Raw genomic sequence first — 15,609 nt, forward strand, 5'->3', positions numbered from 1 at the left:
GCTGTCCCCTTGTGTGTTCGGTTCTCGATATTCAGTGGTGTGCTTGGTGGTGCCGCTGGCTGAGTTGTCAGTCCAGGCGGTTTTCGTCGGGCTGGGGTCCGTCGACCGGCGGGCCCGTCGGCACTGCGGGGCCGTCCCGGTAATGGCTGTTGTGGCGGCCGGGTTCGGGCACGTCGCTGCGCAGCCCGAGCCGGTTCCCGTCGAAGGTCAGCGGCAGCAGCGGCACATCCACCCTTGCACCTGTCGGCAGCCCGGTGTGGGCGAGCGCTCCGGAGGCCACAAGGTGCGGGTCGTCGGTGAGGTCGGCCGGGGTGTTGACCGGAGCGACGGGCAGGCCGCGCCGGGTGCACTTGTCTTCGATCTCGGCCAGGCTCAGCTGTGACAGTGCCTGCTGGAGCTCGCGATGAATACGGTCGCGCTGGTCGACTCGGCCCTGGTTGGTCAGCATGTCCGGGTCGGCGGCCAGCCCCGTCAGTCCGAATTCGTCGCAGAGGTCGCGCCACTGCCCGTCGGAGACGGCGGCGACGAAGACCTGGTTGTCATCAGCATCGCGGAAGATGTCATAGACGGCCCAGGTTGCTTGCCGGGTCGGCATCGGGCGGGGTGGTTCGCCGCTGATCTGGGATTGAGCCATGTGCGTGCCGACGAGGAAGGCGTTGTTCTCGAACAGTGCGGAGTTGATGAGTTTTCCGCGGCCCGTGGTTTCGCGCACCCGCAGTGCGGACTGGATGCCGATGACTCCGAACATTCCGCCCATGATGTCGTTGACGCTGGCTCCGGCGCGCAGCGGCTGGCCGGGTGGACCGGTCATATACGCCAATCCCCCGAGCATCTGGACGACCTCGTCGAGGGCGGCGCGGTTCCCGTAGGGGCCGGAGAGGAATCCCTTGAGTGAGCAGTAGATGAGTCCGGGGTTGCGGGCCGAGAGCTCCTCGTATCCGAAGCCGATCGATTCCATCTTCCCGACGCGGAAGTTCTCAAGCAGGACATCGGCGGAATCGATGAGGTCGAGGACACGGTCACGGTCGGCCGCCTCGGCGATATCGAGTTGGACGCTGTGCTTATTGCGGTTGAACGCGGGGAACAGCCCGGATCCGGACCCGGGCAGGTAGCGGGTCTTGTCGCCGGCTCCGCGGGGTTCGATCTTGATGACCTCGGCGCCGAGGTCGGCGAGGATCATCCCGCAGCTGGGACCCATGACCATGTGGGAGAACTCGATGACGCGGATGCCTTCGAGCGGCAGCGGTTCGGGGGTCGTTGCCTGGGTCTGTTCGGCGGTCATGTGGGAAGTCATTTCAGACCTTCGCCGAGGCGGCCGCGAACCGGTCGTCGAAGACCGCGGGGGTCGCGGGGATGTCCGACAGGCTCGAAGTCAGGTCGTGTCCGACGGCGGCGATGAGGGGGTCGCGCACCTCGGTGAGCGCCTCGACGTCGACGCCGGTGGCCACGCCCTCGCGGTGGAGGAGGTGGACGAGGTCGTCGGTGCCGATGTTGCCGGCGGCGCCCGGGGCGAAGGGGCAGCCGCCGAGTCCGCCCATGGCCGCGTCGAAGTTCGCGATCCCCAGCTCGAGGGCGGCGATGACGTTGGCCATGCCGAAGTTGTAGGTGTCGTGGAGGTGGAGGTTGACCGGTTTGCCGGGGAAGGCGTCGAGAACCGCCGAGGTGTTGCGGCGGACCAGCGATGGGTTGGCGTTGCCGATGGTGTCGGCCACCCCGACGCCGTGGGCTCCGGCGTCGACGAAGGGACGGAGGACCTCGACGAGGTGGTCAGCCTCGGTGATCCCGTCGAAGGGGCAGATGAAGCTCACGGCGGTCGTGATGTCGAAGCGCAGTCCCCGGTCACGGGCGAAGACGGCGGCGTCCATGAGGCGGTCGGAGGCCTCGGCGATGGAGGCATCGGAATTCGCTTTCGAGTGTCCTTCGGAGGCCGAGAGCACGAGTTTGATGTTCTTCGCCCCGGCGTCGACGGCCCTTTGGGCGCCTTTGAGGTTGAAGACGAGGGTGAAGAACTCGACCCCGTCGGCCTCGTGTGGTGCCAGACGGCGCAGCAGTTCGTCGGTGTCGGCCATCTGCGGGACCTTCTTCGGATTGACGAAGGAGCCGACCTCGATGTGTTTGAGTCCCGAGCCGATGAGTTTCTCGGCCAGGGCAACCTTGACTTCGGTGGGCACGATGGCTTCTTCGATCTGCAGCCCGTCGCGCAGAGTGGTGTCGAGGATATCGACGGAAGTGGGCCGGACCATGGGACTCCTTCACGCAGGCTCCCGCTGAACGGGAAACGATTCGTCGCCGCGCGACCATGCGCGACTCCACTCTCGTTATATAACGCGCTCAGTCCAGGTAACAGACTTTGTTCGGCATATGAGAGGTCGGGGAGAATTGCCTGTGTTCATTCCCGTCTATCGGGACGCTAGGTTCTTCGGCCGGTATGTCTGGATCGCGTGGCCTGCTTCGAGTTCGCTGCGGTCGACGAGCTCCAGGTCGACGACGTCACTCAGACCCGCGAAGAGGTACGGTCCGTGGCCGGCGATGCAGGGGTGGATGACGAATTCGAATTCGTCGATGAGGCCGAGTTCGGCGAGCGCGAGCGGCAACGTCACTCCCCCGACTGCGAGTCCCGTCACGGATTGTTCCTTGAGCTCGCGGACGGCGGTGGCGAGGTCGCCGCGGATGAGTTCGGAGTTCCAGTCGACGCTGTCCAAGGTGCTCGAGACGACGTATTTGCGGGCCGGGCCGATGGCCGCAATGAACGGGTCGAGGTCCTTTTCCGGGGTCGTGTCACCTTCGGGCCGGCGCCAGGCGTCTTCCATCATCTGGTAGGTGATGCGACCGAAGATCAGCCCGTCGGCACGCTTGAGATTGTTCGCATGATGGCGATGGAAATCATCGCTGATGACTCCCACGCGATGATCACAGCAGCCGTCGACGGTGACGTTGATCGAGTACCTCAGCTCGCCCATGGCATAAGAGTAGACCTGGGCGGGCACTGCTGGAAGAGTCAATTCCCGCTGGCGTCGGCATCCCCAGCCAACCTCATGTGCAGGATCGGATAGGGCCGCCCGGCTTCATCGGTCTCACTGCGTCCGATCATTTCGAACCCCTGGTGCCGGTAGAACTCCAGCGCTGAGGTGTTCTGTTCATTGACGTCGACCGTGGTCACATCCTCGTGTTCGATCGCATAGTCAATCAGCGCGGAGCCGATCCCCCGGCCCCGTTCACCAGCGTCGATGAAGAGCATCGCGAGGTCTCCGTCGACGACCCCGCAAAACCCTACGGCTCGGCCGTCCAATTCAGCGACGGTGAGTCTCACGGCCGGAAAGTAGTCCGCAGCCAGATGCTTCTCGATCTCGTCCCGGTCGTCGTCGGACAGAAAATCATGCGTGGCGTCGACAGCGCTGCGCCAGATCGCCACAAGGGCAGGGACGTCAGAGCACCCGGATGCGGGCCGAAGCCTGAGGGCTGTCATATCAGTCCGTGTCTTTGGCGGCACCATCGACGTTCCCCTCCGAGTCGGCACCGAAATCCGCCTCACCGCGTGCGGCCGAGGCGAGGCCCAGCCACGACAGCACCTCGTCGGTGTGTTCGCCCAAGTCGGGCCCGAGGTGGTCGATCGCGATCGATTCACCGCCGATGACCGGAGTGATTCCCGGGAACGCGACGTCCTCCAGGACCTCCTCGCCGGTGGACACGTCGAGGTTCTGGATCATTCCGCGTGCGGCGAGCTGCTCATCGGCGACGAGGTCTTCGGCCGTGTAGATGGGCCCGGCCGGAACACCGACTTCTTCCAGGGCCCCGACGACGTCCTCAACTGAACGCTCGGCGCACCACTCGCCGATCGCCTCATCGAGTTCGTCGCGCCGTTGCCAACGGCCGGCATTCGTCTGCAGGTCGGCATCCTCGGCGAGATCGGGACGGTCGATCGCCGTCATCAGCCGCGGGAAGATGCCGTCCCCGTTGCCGGCGATGACCACGGATTTCCCGCCGGCGCAGAGGTAGCCGTTCGACGGCGCGATGCCCTCCATCCGACCGCCGGTGCGGGTGCGGACCTCGCCGAAAGCGGAGTAGTCGGGAACGAGGGATTCCATCACGGAGAACATCGCCTCATTGAGCGCGACGTCGACGGTCCGCTCCGACAGCGGACCCTTGCCTTCGAAGCCGTGCGCGGATCCGACGACCGCCTCGGCGGCTCCGGCGATCTTCTGCCGCTGTCGGTCGAAGAGCATCATCACGGCGCCGAAGGCCGCCTGCATGCCGGCGATCGAATCGCCGATCGAGATGCCCACGCGCACGGGTGGGCGGTCGGGATCGCCGACGAGTTCGCGGAAGCCCGAGTATCCTTCGGCGACGGCGGCGAATCCGGGGCGGGATGACATCGGTCCGGTCTGGCCGAAGGCGGAGATGCGCACGAAGACGAGGTCGGGGTTGGCGTCCTCGAGCACGTCGGGGCCGAGTCCCCACTTCTCGAGGGTGCCGGGGCGGAAGTTCTCGAGCAGGATGTCGCTGCGGCGGACGAGTTCGAGCACGGCCTCGCGTCCCTCGTCGCTGCGCAGGTCGAGCACGACGGACTTCTTGTTGCGGTTGATCGTGCGGTAGAGCATCGAGGTGTCGCCGGCTTTGAGCCGCCAGTTGCGCAATTCGTCGCCGGTGCCGGGGCGTTCGACTTTGATCACCTCGGCGCCGAAGTCCGCGAGCATCCGCCCGGCGGTGGGTGCGGCGATGTAGTTGCCGAGTTCGAGGACTCGCACACCGGAAAGGGGAAGTCGGTGCGTGCTCATGACGATGCTCCTAGTTGTGCGTGGTTCGGTTCTCCCATGGTGCCAGGTGTCGGCGCCATCGGCGCGGATATCCGCCGTCCGGGCGGTCGGACGGTCCACCTCCCCGAGGCGGTGCTCAGCTGTTCCGCAGCGTGACCTACGCGCGTTGACCGATGGATTCGGTCGAAGTCTCAGCCTGCGACCGACCGACCCCGGCACGCACGGCTTCGCAGACCGCAACGACGAGGATGTTGACGCCGAGGCCGATGATGCCTTCGCTGATCGCCCACGGCAGCGGCAGCCAGAACGTGTAGGAGATGACGACGATCAGCCCCGCCGCGAGACCGGCGATGATCGAGCGAACACTGAGACGACCGCGGAAGAAGAGAGCCGCGGCGATCGCCGGAGCGAGCTGGTCGAGGCCGGAGAAAGTCAGCAGCAGGAGGTTCGCCAGCAGGTCGGGCATGACGATGGCCAGCAGCAGCGACAGGGCAGTGGCGACAACGACGATGATCTGAGTCGCAGTGAACTGATGCCGTTCGGATCTGATCCGGAAGACATTGCGTGAAGCCAGGGTCGAGATGCCGATGAGCAGCGCGGCCGAGGGCACCATCGCCGTGGTGATTCCGGCGACGGCGAGGACTCCGATCACCCAATCGGGGAACATCTGTCCGGACAGGTGGAGCAGAGCCGAGTCGGCATCGGTGTTCCGACCGAGGATGACGACGGCCACGTAGCCGACGATGAGCGGCAGGACGATGAAGGTGTTGTAGATCGGCAGCCACAGGTAGTTCTGACGCAGCACCGCGGAGCTGCGGGCTGCGAGGATCGGCGGCCACATGTGCGGAAGAGTCACGAAGGCCACGCCGATGGCGCTGATCGCCATGTTCGAGATGTACCAGGGGATGCCGTATTCCTCTGTGCCGTGGACGCTCAGGAGGTCGGGCATGGTCGCAGCGACGGTGTCGAAGACGTTCGTGAATCCGCCGGTGAAATGGATGGGGATCGAGATGCACACGACGAAGAGCATGACGAGCATGAGCGCGTCTTTGAAGTACGCGGTCGTGGCCACGCCTCGCAGACCCGACCACAGGACGAAGGCGACGACGAGGATGAAAGCGATGACCATTGACCACACGCCCGTCGTTCGGTTACCGGTGACGAGTTGAACGATGAGGCCGAGTCCGGTGATCTGCAGCTGCAGGTAGGGCAGCAGAAAGATGACTCCGCAGATGCCTGCGATGACTCCGAGGGTGCGCGAGGAGTAGCTGTGTTCGAGGAAGTCGGCCTGTGTCAGGTGCCCGCGTGCTTTGGCCATGCGCCAGATCTTCGGGCCGATGAAGTAGAGGACCAGGTAGCCGAGGGGTACGTAGGGCATCGAGTAGAAGGCGGCGGCGCCTCCCGAGACCACGAGTCCGGCGGTACCGAGGAAGGTGAAGGTGGTGAAGGTTTCGCCGGCCTGAAGCAGCCAGGTCGTGGCCACGCCGAAGCGTCGGCCGCCGACGGTCCACTCGGAGAGGTCGGCATTGGGCTTCTTGCGTCCGATGAAACCGAGGATCGCGACGAGGACGATTCCGCCGAGGGTGACGATCTCGATAGTGCTCATCTCAGCCCTCCCGAGCGTTGTCGGGGTGTGCCTGTACTTCCGGTCGGTCTCCGACTTTGGCCGATTCGAGCCTCTCGGCTTCTTCGAGGGCAAGGTCGTCGAGGTGGCCCTGCCGTTCGAGATCGGGGCGGGTCTTCTCGATGATCAGGAGGATGCCGGTGACGAGGAGGCTGCCGGGTACACAGGTCCACCACAAGATGGTCGGCAGCCCGAGAAACAGATGTGGGCCGTTGAAAATCGGCAGCCATTGGAGGACGAAGGCGGCGATCACCGGAATGAGACAGAGAACCGCCCAGACCGTGACGCGACCTTTCGTCACCCGTCGTGTGTCGGAATCGGGTGTACTCATTGTGCCTCCCGCACTCGTTCGGCCGGTCTGCTCGGCCGGCGGTCCGACCACCATGGTCACGACCACGTCCATCTTCTCTCCACAATCGGTGCTGGACGGTGACGAAATGCCGCTGACAGCAAAGTCGCATTGAAAAGCTGCCTTGGCTGAACATCAGCTGCGGCTTGAGTGAACTTCGTGCAACATTCCTTGAACTCTATTGTCAGCCAGGCTCTGGGTACCGAAGACTGGCAATCGAGTCGCAGACAGCGATGATTCGTCACCGAATGAGGAGTTGGACATGGAATCGAACGATTTCGCAGGCAACAACGACAGCGGTCAGAACGACTTCGGCAATGAGCAGCAGAGCGGTCCCGAGGGACAGCAGAGCGGCTTCGGCGATCAGGGTGGCCAGCAGGGCCAGTCGGGCCAGCAGGAGCAGGGTGGCTTCGGCGGCCAGGATCAGCAGGCCCAGGGCGGCCAGGAACAGGGCGGCTTCGGGGGCGACGACCGCGGTCAGCAGGAGCAGGGCGGCTTCAGCGGCGGCCAGGAACAGTCCGGCGGATTCGGTGGAGATGACCGTGAGCAGGGTGGCCAGCCCAGCGGTCAGGAACAGGACGGACCCGGCGGCGATGATCGCGGCCAGCAGGGTCAGTCGGGTCAGCAGGAGCAGGCTGGATTCGGCGGCCGGGATCAGGCCCAGGGTGGCTTCGGTGGCGAGCAGGGCGGCTTCGACGAGAACCGCTGATCTCAGCCATCACCTGATCCGGCGTCATCGTTGAGACGCCGATCCGCAAACACAAGCGGCGCACCAGTCATCGGTGCGCCGCTTCGTGCATTCACTCCGTGACGGTCACGATCTGTCGGTGTCGGCCGAGGCCCTCGAGCTCGATTTCGACGACGTCGCCGTCGACCAGGTACGGGTACTGCCCCGACAGCGCGACGCCCTGCGGTGTGCCGGTGAGGATGACGTCGCCCGGTTCGAAGGCCATCGCCTGGCTGAGCTGGAAGATGATCTCGCCGACGGAGAAGATGAGGTCGCTCGTCGACGAATCCTGCCTGGCTTCGCCGTTGACCCAGCTGCGCAGGCGCAGGTTGCCGGGGTCCACCTCGGCGGCGGGGCGGATCCACGGCCCGATCGGGGTGAACCCGGGCAGATTCTTCCCTTTCGACCACTGGCCCCCGGACTCCTCGATCTGCAGTCGGCGTTCGGACAGATCGTTGCCGAGCACGTACCCGGCGACGTGATTGAGTCCTTCCTCCGCCGAGGCGGCCCTGAAGGTCCGTGATCCGATGACCACTCCGAGTTCGACCTCCCAATCAGCTTTAGTCGCGTACGGCGGCAGTTCGATGGGGTCATTGGGCCCGGCGATGGTCGAGGGCATCTTGAAGAAGATGACGGGTCGCTCGGGAGGTTCGGCTCCGGCCTCACGAGCATGAGCGGCATAGTTCATGCCCACGCACACGATGGCAGAAGGTCGGGTCAGCGGCGCGCCGATGCGCATCTCATCAGCACCGTCGAGCGGCTTGAGTTCCCCAGCCTCAAGCGCGCTTCGGACGCGTCCGATGCCGTCGGCGGCGAAGAAGTCCGGGTTGATGTCATCGGTCAGCGGGCGGAGGTCGAAGCAGACTCCGTCGTGGCGGACTGCCGGAATCTCGTGTCCGATCGGTCCCAGTCGCAGCAGTTCCATGCGGTTCCTCTCTACTAGCTCTCGGCCACGTCGTTGTGACCTGTCGCCAGGCTAGCGAGACGCCCCAAGCCAATTTGGAACTGCTCAAGCATTGGACACCCGCAGGCGTCGAAACTCCCACCGAGTTCGACCGTCACACGGTCTGCTGGCGGATGTAATCGGCCTTCGCGCGGCGGGGTACGACGACGATCGGCACCGGAGAGTTCTGCAGGATCCGCATCGCGTGGCTGCCGAGCGAGACTCGCTTGAGTGCACCCAGCCCGGAGGATCCGAGCATCATCACTTCCGGATGCTTCCACTCGACAGCGCCGAGCGCCGCGGCCCAATCGGCGCCGGTTCCCACGACGACGTCCGTCTCACCTGGCTTGATGTGCAGCTGCTCGATCGAGCACAGGATCTTGTCCGTGTCGCGCTGGACGGTCTTCGTCCATTCGTCGATGACGCGTGACTCCATGTCGAAGGGCACGTTCGCCGAGGCGACCACACGCGAACGCGGGGCGAACGAGGCGATGCGGAACGGCACGTCCGACTCCGCCGAAACCATCGCAGCACCAAGAATGAGATCCGCCGAGGTGGACGACCCCGAATACGCGGCAGTGATCCGCTCCAGCCGCGCCCCCGCAGGCGCTTCGAATCCGGCCGGGGCCAGGGCCACCGGCAGCCTGGCGCTGTGCAGCAGACCGTTCGACACCGACCCGAGCGCGATCTTGCCCGGCCTTCCTTCCGACGATGGTCCGACGACGAGGCGATAGGCATCGGTCTTCTCACACATCTCGAGCAGACCGCGCCGCGACGACCGCGCGGAATGGAGGACGCATTCGGACTCGATATCGCTGGGAATGAGCGCACGCGCCTCGTCGAGGGCCGCCTCGGCGACGGTGCGGAACCTGTTCTCGTACTGACTCTCGAAGTGCACGGGTGCCATCGGGAACGCAGCAGAGTCCACGGCGGTTGCGACGATCCGGCGCCGATAGGTGCGGGCGAGGACGATGCCCAGTTCGACGGCTGCGCGGTTGTCCTGACCTGGGGCAAGACCGACGACGATGCTCATTTGGCTCCTCCTGTGGAGTCCGGTCCGGGGGATTCGGGATTGGTGGGTCCCGCCTCGGCGAGCTGCTGGCCGAGGACGGAGGACTTACGGCCGAAGATGAAGTACAGGCCCAGGATAAAGGCGGTCCAGATGATGAAGACGACGATCGTGATGACCTGCAGGCTCGAGATGATCCAGAAGCAGCCGATGATCGAGAGCACCGGCAGGACGGGATAGAACGGGACCTTGAAGCCGCGTTCGAGGTTCGGTTCGCGCACGCGCAGGATGATCACGGCCAGGGAGACGACGACGAAGGCGACGAGGGTGCCGATCGAGGTCATCTCGGCGAGGAAGTTCAACGGGATGAAGCCGGCGAGGACCGCGATGACGGCGGAGACGACGATCGTGCCTTTGACCGGGGTGAGTGTGCGGGGATTGACCTCGCGGAAGAGCTTGGGCATCATTCCGTCGCCGGCCATTGTGAAGAGGATGCGGGACTGGCCGTAGATGGAGACCAGGGTGACGGAGAAGATCGAGATCACCGCGCCGGCGGCCACGACCGTGCCGGGCCACTGCGAGCCGACGATGTTCTCGAGGATCGCCGACAGGCCTGCGGTCTGTCCGTCGAATTTCTCCCACGGCTGGGCGGACAGGGCGGCGACGGCGACGAGGACGTAGACGGAGGTGACGATGATGAGGGCAGCGATGAGAGCTCGGGGCATCGTCTTCTTCGGGTTCTTCGTCTCATCGCCGGCCGTGGCGACAGCGTCCATGCCGACGTAGCTGAAGAAGATCAGACCCGAGCCGGCGACGACTCCGGAGATGCCGAACGGAGCGAAGTCGGCGAAGTTATTCGAGTCCCAGCCGGTGACGCCGACGCAGATGAAGAAGATGAGCACGCCGATCTTGAGGCAGACCATGATCGCATTGACGACGATGGATTCGCCGGTGCCGCGCACCAGGAGGAAGCAGCACATCGCCAGCAGCAGGATGGCAGGCAGGTTGACGATGCCGCCTTCTTCCGGCGCGTAGGCCAGGGCGTGCGGGATCTGGAATCCGAAGAGATTGAACAGCAGCTGGTTGACGTACTGCGACCAGCCGACCGCGACGGCCGCACCGGCGACGCCGTATTCGAGGAGGAGACACGCGGCCACCCCCATCGCCGGCAGTTCGCCGAGGGTCGCGTACGCATAGGAGTAGGAGGAACCGGAGACGGGGACGGATCCGGCGAGCTCGGCGTAGCAGATGACCGCGAGGCCGGCGACGGCGCCGGCGATGACGAATGACCAGATCACGGCGGGTCCCGCCACCGGAACGGACTCGGAGAGGATGAAGAAGATGCCGGTGCCGATGGTTGAGCCGACGCCGACCATCGTCAGCGAGAACAGCCCGATCGTGCGTTTGAGATCGGTCTCGACGTCTTCCTTCTGCCGCGGAACCGGTTTGATCCGGAACAGCTGCTGTCGCAGTGTGGGCATGTTCATCTCCAGACTTCATCGTCTTACTTGCCTGTCGGCGGAGCCCGTCGCGCACCGGTCAGGTGCGCTCGCTGCTCGCCGCTACTGAGACCATACGACAGACTGCGCGGTCCGATTCGGTTTCTACCGGAATTCATCGGTGCGAAATCCGTCGCCTCTCGCCGAGGCGGCCCCGACCCTGCGCACGTCACTGCAGGTGGAGCACGAGATACGCTCCAACGAATACTTTATTCAACTAAATGGTTGACTTACGAGAACTGGCAGACATACCCTTTTATCAACCCATTGGTTGAATGATTGTTTCGATTCAGATTCACAGGAGGCTCAAGTGGCCGATCAGCTGTCCAAGGTCTTCGCCGCTCTGGCCGACCCGACGAGGCGGGACATGGTGGCCAGACTCAGCGTCGCGGACTCGACGGTGAACGAACTCGCCGAACCCTATGACGTCAGCCTGCAGGCCGTATCGAAACATCTCAAGGTGCTCGAGGACTCCGGACTGGTCTCCCGCACCCGTGACGCCCAGCGCAGACCGGTCCACCTCGAAGACAATGTGTTCGATCTGATGACGAAATGGATCGAAAGATACAAGCAGCAGGCAGAGGAACGTTACCAACGCCTCGACGCGGTCCTCGAAGCGATGAACGCGGACGAGGAAGCGAACGACGCGGACTTCAGCGCCGCCTCGGCGGAGGGATCCGAGGACACATCATCCCACAGAAAATCACGCAAAGGAGCATGACATGACCACCACAGACACCGCAGCCGACTATTCGACTCTCAAGCTCGACGTCCCCGAGGGGGTGCAGACCGTCTCGATCACCCGCGATTTCGCCGCCTCACCGGACAAGGTGTTCCGGGCCCACGTCGACCCCGAACTGTTCGTCAAGTGGTGCGGACCGGACTCGATCACGAGCACGATCCGGGAATGGAATGCGACGACCGGCGGGAACTGGAGCTATGTTTCGACCGACGATCGCGGCGAGTACGCGTTCTTCGGCTCGTTCCACGAGGTGCGGGAGAACGAGCGCATCGTCCAGACCTTCACCTTTGAGGGATTCCCGGACGCGGTCAACCTCGAGATCCTCACACTCACGGACCTCGGCGACGGGCGGACACGGCTGATGTCGACCTCGATCTTCGACTCGCTCGAATCCCGCGACGGCATGGTCGCCTCCGGCATGGAGCACGGCATCGTCGAGGGCTACAACAAACTCGACCGCCTCCTCGTCGAGGCCTAATTACTACGTGACGGCGGCTCAGCAACCTGGCGCTAGGTTGCTCAGCCGCCGTCAGGTAGTAGTTAGGGGCGTTCGGACATGGTGGCGAAGTAGGAATCGCGGCTGCGGCGCACGTGTCGGGCCATTGTCTCGGCGGCTTGCTCGACCTGTCCGGCATCGATGGCAGCGATGATCTCGCGATGCTCCGGCCACGCCTGCGGGCCTCGACGCATGAGGTTGAGCGAGTACAGCCACTCGATCTTGCCGGAGATCTGACGCAGCAGGCTGATGAACGACAGGCTCCCGCTGAGCTCGGCGACCGCGAAATGGAATCGCATATTCAGCACCGCGAGGTCTTCAAAGCGCTCATCAGCGATGACGGCGTCGCCGGCCTCGAGGATCTCGTTGATCTCTGCGCGGATCTCCGACCACTTCGCATCATGCTCGCCACCGGCACTGAGCTCGGCGGCCCGGCGGGCGGCGCGCTTCGCGGTCGCCGATTCGAGCACGATGCGGATCTCGAACAGATCCTCGGCATCCTCGGCCGGGGAGGGCGCGACAACCGAACCGCTGAACTTCCGGGACTCGACGAGCCCATCGGCCTCAAGAGTTCGCAGCGCTTCCCGAATCGGAATCCGCGACACTTCGTAGCGTTCGGCCAGGGCGACCTCACGCAGCTTGGTCCCGGGCTCGAGCTTGCCCTTGATGATGTCGGTGCGGATCTGCGCGGCGACATCCAGTGGCGCATCGTGCGAATCAGCCATGGTCATCTCCCCGCCGCATAACCCTGCGCTCCACGCGGATTCGCTCCTGCGCTCAGCCGCCCCGTCGCCGGATCCCGGGTCACGCACGACAGCCGACCGAGCTCCCACTCCCCCGCCCTGGTCACGTCATGACCGCGGTTGATGAGCCCGTTGATGACATCCTCGCCGAGGCGGTCCTCGACGACCGCCCCACCCGGAACCCAGGTGCGCGGCCAGAACGATCCCGCCAACGACGTCGTGTGCAGTGCCGGTGCGTCGATGGCCTCCTGCGCACGGTAGCCGCCGACTAGCATGCGCAGGATCAGCAGCAGCTGCCACTGTTCCTGCTGGTCACCGCCGGGTGAGCCGAGAGCGATGACCGGCTGCCCGTCTCGGGAGATCAAGGTCGGGGTCAATGTCGTGCGCGGACGCTTGCCCGGGCGCAGTGCCGAGGGGGCCGCCTCGTCGAGCCACATCATCTGCAGCCGGGTGCCGAGGCAGAATCCGAGTCCGGGGACGGTCGGCGAGGATTGCAGCCACCCTCCGGACGGGGTCGCCGAGATCATATTGCCCCACCGATCGACGACGTCGAGGTGACAGGTGTCGCCGTTGTTCACGCCGTTCTTCTGTACGGTCGGCTCCCCGATGCCGGCTTTGATCAGCGCTTCTTTGTCATCACCTTCGGGAATGAGGGGGGTGGTGAAGACGGGCGCCGCACCGTCCCGGCCGAGGCCGGGCCGGAATTCCGCCGATGCCTTCTCGGTGATGAGTTCTCGGCGGGAGGCCGCATAGGAGTCGCTGAGCAGCCAGTCGAGGTCGACGTCGGCATCGCCGTAGTAGGTGTCGCGGTCGGCCATGGCCAGCTTCAGCGCTTCGAGGATCGTGTGCGCTCCGATCTCGGTCGACGGGTCGAGGCGGTGGTCGTCGAAGCCCTCGAGGATCTTCAGAGTCTGCAGCAGCACCGGACCTTGACCCCAGGCACCGATCTTCGCGACCTGATATCCGCGGAAGTCGATGGTGACGGGATCTTCGAACCCAGCGTCGAATACGGAAATGTCCTTCAGAGTCATGACTCCGGCGTGGTCGCCTCCGGTCGAGTGTCTGTGCGCGGTGGTGATGAAGTCGGCGATCGCCCGCGCGACGAATCCGGACTTCCACTCCTGACGGGCCGCTCGAATCCGCTCCTCCCGTGTCGCAGTGCCGTCACCGGCGGCGATGAGTCTGCGCAGCACATCGGCGTAGGCGTGGTTGAACACCAGCTCGCCGGCATCGGGAACTCGGCCTTCGGGCATCCACTGTGCGACCGAGGTCGGCCAGTGCTCAGTGAAGAGTTCGCTGACCTTCGCGATCGTCCCGGCTGTTCGGGCGAGGATCGGATGCCCGTTGTCGGCGTAGTCGATGGCGAAGTCGAGGACGTCGGCGAGCTCCCACGTCCCGTGGTGTTCGAGCAGGTTGAGCCACGAGTCGACGGCTCCGGGAACGGCGGCGGCGAGAGCCCCGGAGCCGGGAACCATATCGAGGCCCTCGCCGCGGAAATGCTCGATCGTCGCCGCGGCCGGAGCCGGCCCTTGACCCATCATCACCTGTGGCCGGGAAGGCTCGGCGGCGGTGGCGAAGATCCCGGTCATGTCACCTCCGGGTCCGTTGAGGTGGGGCTCGACGACGTGGAGGACGAAGGCTCCGGCGACGGTGGCGTCGAAGGCGTTCCCGCCGCGTTCGAGCACCGCCTGCGATGTTGCAGTGGCCAACCAGTGCGTCGATGCCGCCATCCCTAAGTGCCCCTCGAGGGTGGGGCGCGTGGTGAATGCTGGGGGCGGTGTAAAGGTCATGAGCGAAGTCCTTCGGCAGTGGTCAGCTGATCGTGGTTCGGCGTGCAAGCCGTGGTCAGCTGTCGATAACGACGATACCCGGACAATTCCGGTTGCCCCTCGATTGCATGCCAACCGTCACCTGATTACAGTTTTGTATACAAATTGCCCCTCATGGCGACATTCCGGCACTGCCGCCGGCTCCACTCGCCCGGAAAGGACACCATGACTCGTCGCCTCGACCTGGCCATGCTCCTGCTGCTGACCTTTTCGACCGGCATGGTAGACGCCATCGGCTACCTCGGCTTCGACAAGGTCTTCACCGGCAATATGACCGGCAACGTCGTCATCCTCGGCATGGGCCTCGCCGGCGCCGACGGCGTTCCCGTCCTCCGCCCCGCCCTCGCCCTCGTGTTCTTCATGGTCGGTGCGGCACTGTCCGGGCGTATCCTCGGCGACATCGGGGAGAACTGGCACCATCGGACGACCGTGATCTTCTCCGGCGTCGCCGTCGGCTGTGCCGCACTGTCCGTCTACGTCGCGGTCGTCCCCGATCCCGAGATCGGGCTGGCCGGCACGATCTTCACCTCAGCCCTGTCCGCGCTCATGGGTGCGCAGGCCGCGGCCGCACGGAAGATGAAGATCGCCGACGTCACCACCGTGGTCGTGACCTCGACGATCGTCGGTCTCGCCGCCGATTCGAGCCTGGCCGGCGGCGACAACATCCGCTGGATCCGCCGAGCCCTCGCCGTCGTTCTCATCCTCATCGGCGCGCTGGCCGGTGCCGCCACGCTCATGCTCAACCAGTGGATCGGCATCGCCCTCGTCGCCGTTATGATCGCCGCCGCAGCCGTGATCGGCCACCTCGGGGAAAAGAAGAGACGAACCCGCGCCGAGGCGGCCGCCGCCGTTCCATCGAACGCCTGAGTTCCGTATCCGCCCAGTCGGGGCCGT

General features: G+C 64.9%; 16 protein-coding genes. 4 read left to right on the top strand and 12 right to left on the bottom strand.

The features are described from left to right. Window positions 1-67 precede the first annotated feature (67 nt). The 7 genes from HK108_RS07790 to HK108_RS07820 form a co-directional block, all read right to left on the bottom strand. The gene (locus HK108_RS07790) at window positions 68-1,282 is read right to left on the bottom strand and encodes a CaiB/BaiF CoA transferase family protein (RefSeq protein ID WP_181271070.1); all 1,215 of its coding nucleotides are present in this window, start codon (window positions 1,280-1,282) and stop codon (window positions 68-70) included. 13 nt (window positions 1,283-1,295) lie between these two features. Beyond that, the gene (locus HK108_RS07795; RefSeq protein ID WP_181271071.1) at window positions 1,296-2,243 is read right to left on the bottom strand and encodes a hydroxymethylglutaryl-CoA lyase; all 948 of its coding nucleotides are present in this window, start codon (window positions 2,241-2,243) and stop codon (window positions 1,296-1,298) included. A 156-nt stretch (window positions 2,244-2,399) separates the two neighbouring features. Further along, window positions 2,400-2,960 (bottom strand): dihydrofolate reductase family protein, encoded by a 561-nt coding sequence (locus HK108_RS07800; RefSeq protein ID WP_181271072.1) that lies wholly within the window; start codon window positions 2,958-2,960, stop codon window positions 2,400-2,402. Window positions 2,961-2,998: 38 nt separating this feature from the next. Continuing rightward, window positions 2,999-3,493 (bottom strand): acetyltransferase, encoded by a 495-nt coding sequence (locus HK108_RS07805; protein WP_139467814.1) that lies wholly within the window; start codon window positions 3,491-3,493, stop codon window positions 2,999-3,001. Next, entirely contained in the window at window positions 3,468-4,775 is a 1,308-nt protein-coding gene (locus tag HK108_RS07810) for a CaiB/BaiF CoA transferase family protein (protein ID WP_181271073.1), read from the bottom strand. The genes HK108_RS07805 and HK108_RS07810 overlap by 26 nt, the downstream gene beginning before the upstream one ends. Before the next feature lie 136 nt (window positions 4,776-4,911). After that, entirely contained in the window at window positions 4,912-6,360 is a 1,449-nt protein-coding gene (locus tag HK108_RS07815; RefSeq protein WP_181271074.1) for a sodium:solute symporter family protein, read from the bottom strand. Window position 6,361: 1 nt separating this feature from the next. Further along, window positions 6,362-6,709: a hypothetical protein gene (locus HK108_RS07820; protein ID WP_181271075.1), complete on the bottom strand. Its 348-nt coding sequence runs from the start codon at window positions 6,707-6,709 to the stop codon at window positions 6,362-6,364. Window positions 6,710-6,989: 280 nt separating this feature from the next. Here HK108_RS07820 and HK108_RS07825 point away from each other — a divergent pair, with 280 nt between their 5' ends. Further along, entirely contained in the window at window positions 6,990-7,436 is a 447-nt protein-coding gene (locus HK108_RS07825) for a hypothetical protein (RefSeq protein ID WP_181271076.1), read from the top strand. A gap of 91 nt (window positions 7,437-7,527) precedes the next feature. On the opposite strand, the gene HK108_RS07830 is transcribed toward HK108_RS07825, so the two are convergent. From HK108_RS07830 to HK108_RS07840, 3 genes are all read right to left on the bottom strand, one after another. Next, on the bottom strand, window positions 7,528-8,379 hold the full coding sequence (locus HK108_RS07830) for a fumarylacetoacetate hydrolase family protein (RefSeq protein WP_181271077.1): 852 nt from the start codon (window positions 8,377-8,379) through the stop codon (window positions 7,528-7,530). A 133-nt stretch (window positions 8,380-8,512) separates the two neighbouring features. Beyond that, complete coding sequence (locus HK108_RS07835) at window positions 8,513-9,430, bottom strand: universal stress protein (protein WP_181271078.1); 918 nt, start codon at window positions 9,428-9,430, stop codon at window positions 8,513-8,515. Continuing rightward, window positions 9,427-10,887, bottom strand: coding sequence for an APC family permease (locus HK108_RS07840; protein WP_139467803.1), 1,461 nt, complete (start codon window positions 10,885-10,887; stop codon window positions 9,427-9,429). Before HK108_RS07840 ends, HK108_RS07835 begins: the two co-directional genes overlap by 4 nt. Window positions 10,888-11,215: 328 nt before the next feature. Between HK108_RS07840 and HK108_RS07845 the strand changes: the two genes are divergently transcribed. Continuing rightward, window positions 11,216-11,626: an ArsR/SmtB family transcription factor gene (locus HK108_RS07845; protein WP_181271079.1), complete on the top strand. Its 411-nt coding sequence runs from the start codon at window positions 11,216-11,218 to the stop codon at window positions 11,624-11,626. A 1-nt stretch (window position 11,627) separates the two neighbouring features. After that, window positions 11,628-12,125, top strand: coding sequence for an SRPBCC family protein (locus tag HK108_RS07850; protein WP_181271080.1), 498 nt, complete (start codon window positions 11,628-11,630; stop codon window positions 12,123-12,125). A gap of 62 nt (window positions 12,126-12,187) precedes the next feature. Here HK108_RS07850 and HK108_RS07855 read toward each other — a convergent pair whose 3' ends face one another. Together HK108_RS07855 and HK108_RS07860 are read right to left on the bottom strand one after the other, a co-directional pair. After that, window positions 12,188-12,868 carry a GntR family transcriptional regulator gene (locus tag HK108_RS07855; RefSeq protein WP_172172849.1) on the bottom strand — a complete coding sequence of 227 codons (681 nt, stop codon included), beginning with the start codon at window positions 12,866-12,868 and terminating at the stop codon, window positions 12,188-12,190. Window positions 12,869-12,870: 2 nt separating this feature from the next. Continuing rightward, window positions 12,871-14,676: a gamma-glutamyltransferase family protein gene (locus HK108_RS07860; RefSeq protein ID WP_181271081.1), complete on the bottom strand. Its 1,806-nt coding sequence runs from the start codon at window positions 14,674-14,676 to the stop codon at window positions 12,871-12,873. Window positions 14,677-14,880: 204 nt separating this feature from the next. On the opposite strand from HK108_RS07860, the gene HK108_RS07865 reads away from it, so the two are divergent. After that, window positions 14,881-15,582 (top strand): YoaK family protein, encoded by a 702-nt coding sequence (locus HK108_RS07865; RefSeq protein ID WP_181271082.1) that lies wholly within the window; start codon window positions 14,881-14,883, stop codon window positions 15,580-15,582. Window positions 15,583-15,609 lie beyond the last annotated feature (27 nt).

Source organism: Brevibacterium sediminis (assembly GCF_013623905.1).
Taxonomy (GTDB): Bacteria; Actinomycetota; Actinomycetes; order Actinomycetales; family Brevibacteriaceae; genus Brevibacterium; species Brevibacterium sediminis.

Excerpts from the sequence above, each read along its gene's own strand:
- HK108_RS07800 (WP_181271072.1), bottom strand. The coding sequence starts at position 2,960 with ATGGGCGAGCTGAGGTACTCGATCAACGTCACCGTCGACGGCTGCTGT.
- HK108_RS07805 (WP_139467814.1), bottom strand. The coding sequence starts at position 3,493 with ATGGTGCCGCCAAAGACACGGACTGATATGACAGCCCTCAGGCTTCGG.
- HK108_RS07810 (WP_181271073.1), bottom strand. The coding sequence starts at position 4,775 with ATGAGCACGCACCGACTTCCCCTTTCCGGTGTGCGAGTCCTCGAACTC.
- HK108_RS07815 (WP_181271074.1), bottom strand. The coding sequence starts at position 6,360 with ATGAGCACTATCGAGATCGTCACCCTCGGCGGAATCGTCCTCGTCGCG.
- HK108_RS07840 (WP_139467803.1), bottom strand. The coding sequence starts at position 10,887 with ATGCCCACACTGCGACAGCAGCTGTTCCGGATCAAACCGGTTCCGCGG.
- HK108_RS07860 (WP_181271081.1), bottom strand. The coding sequence starts at position 14,676 with ATGACCTTTACACCGCCCCCAGCATTCACCACGCGCCCCACCCTCGAG.
- HK108_RS07835 (WP_181271078.1), bottom strand. The coding sequence starts at position 9,430 with ATGAGCATCGTCGTCGGTCTTGCCCCAGGTCAGGACAACCGCGCAGCC.
- HK108_RS07820 (WP_181271075.1), bottom strand. The coding sequence starts at position 6,709 with ATGAGTACACCCGATTCCGACACACGACGGGTGACGAAAGGTCGCGTC.
- HK108_RS07795 (WP_181271071.1), bottom strand. The coding sequence starts at position 2,243 with ATGGTCCGGCCCACTTCCGTCGATATCCTCGACACCACTCTGCGCGAC.
- HK108_RS07850 (WP_181271080.1), top strand. The coding sequence starts at position 11,628 with ATGACCACCACAGACACCGCAGCCGACTATTCGACTCTCAAGCTCGAC.
- HK108_RS07790 (WP_181271070.1), bottom strand. The coding sequence starts at position 1,282 with ATGACCGCCGAACAGACCCAGGCAACGACCCCCGAACCGCTGCCGCTC.
- HK108_RS07865 (WP_181271082.1), top strand. The coding sequence starts at position 14,881 with ATGACTCGTCGCCTCGACCTGGCCATGCTCCTGCTGCTGACCTTTTCG.
- HK108_RS07830 (WP_181271077.1), bottom strand. The coding sequence starts at position 8,379 with ATGGAACTGCTGCGACTGGGACCGATCGGACACGAGATTCCGGCAGTC.
- HK108_RS07825 (WP_181271076.1), top strand. The coding sequence starts at position 6,990 with ATGGAATCGAACGATTTCGCAGGCAACAACGACAGCGGTCAGAACGAC.
- HK108_RS07855 (WP_172172849.1), bottom strand. The coding sequence starts at position 12,868 with ATGGCTGATTCGCACGATGCGCCACTGGATGTCGCCGCGCAGATCCGC.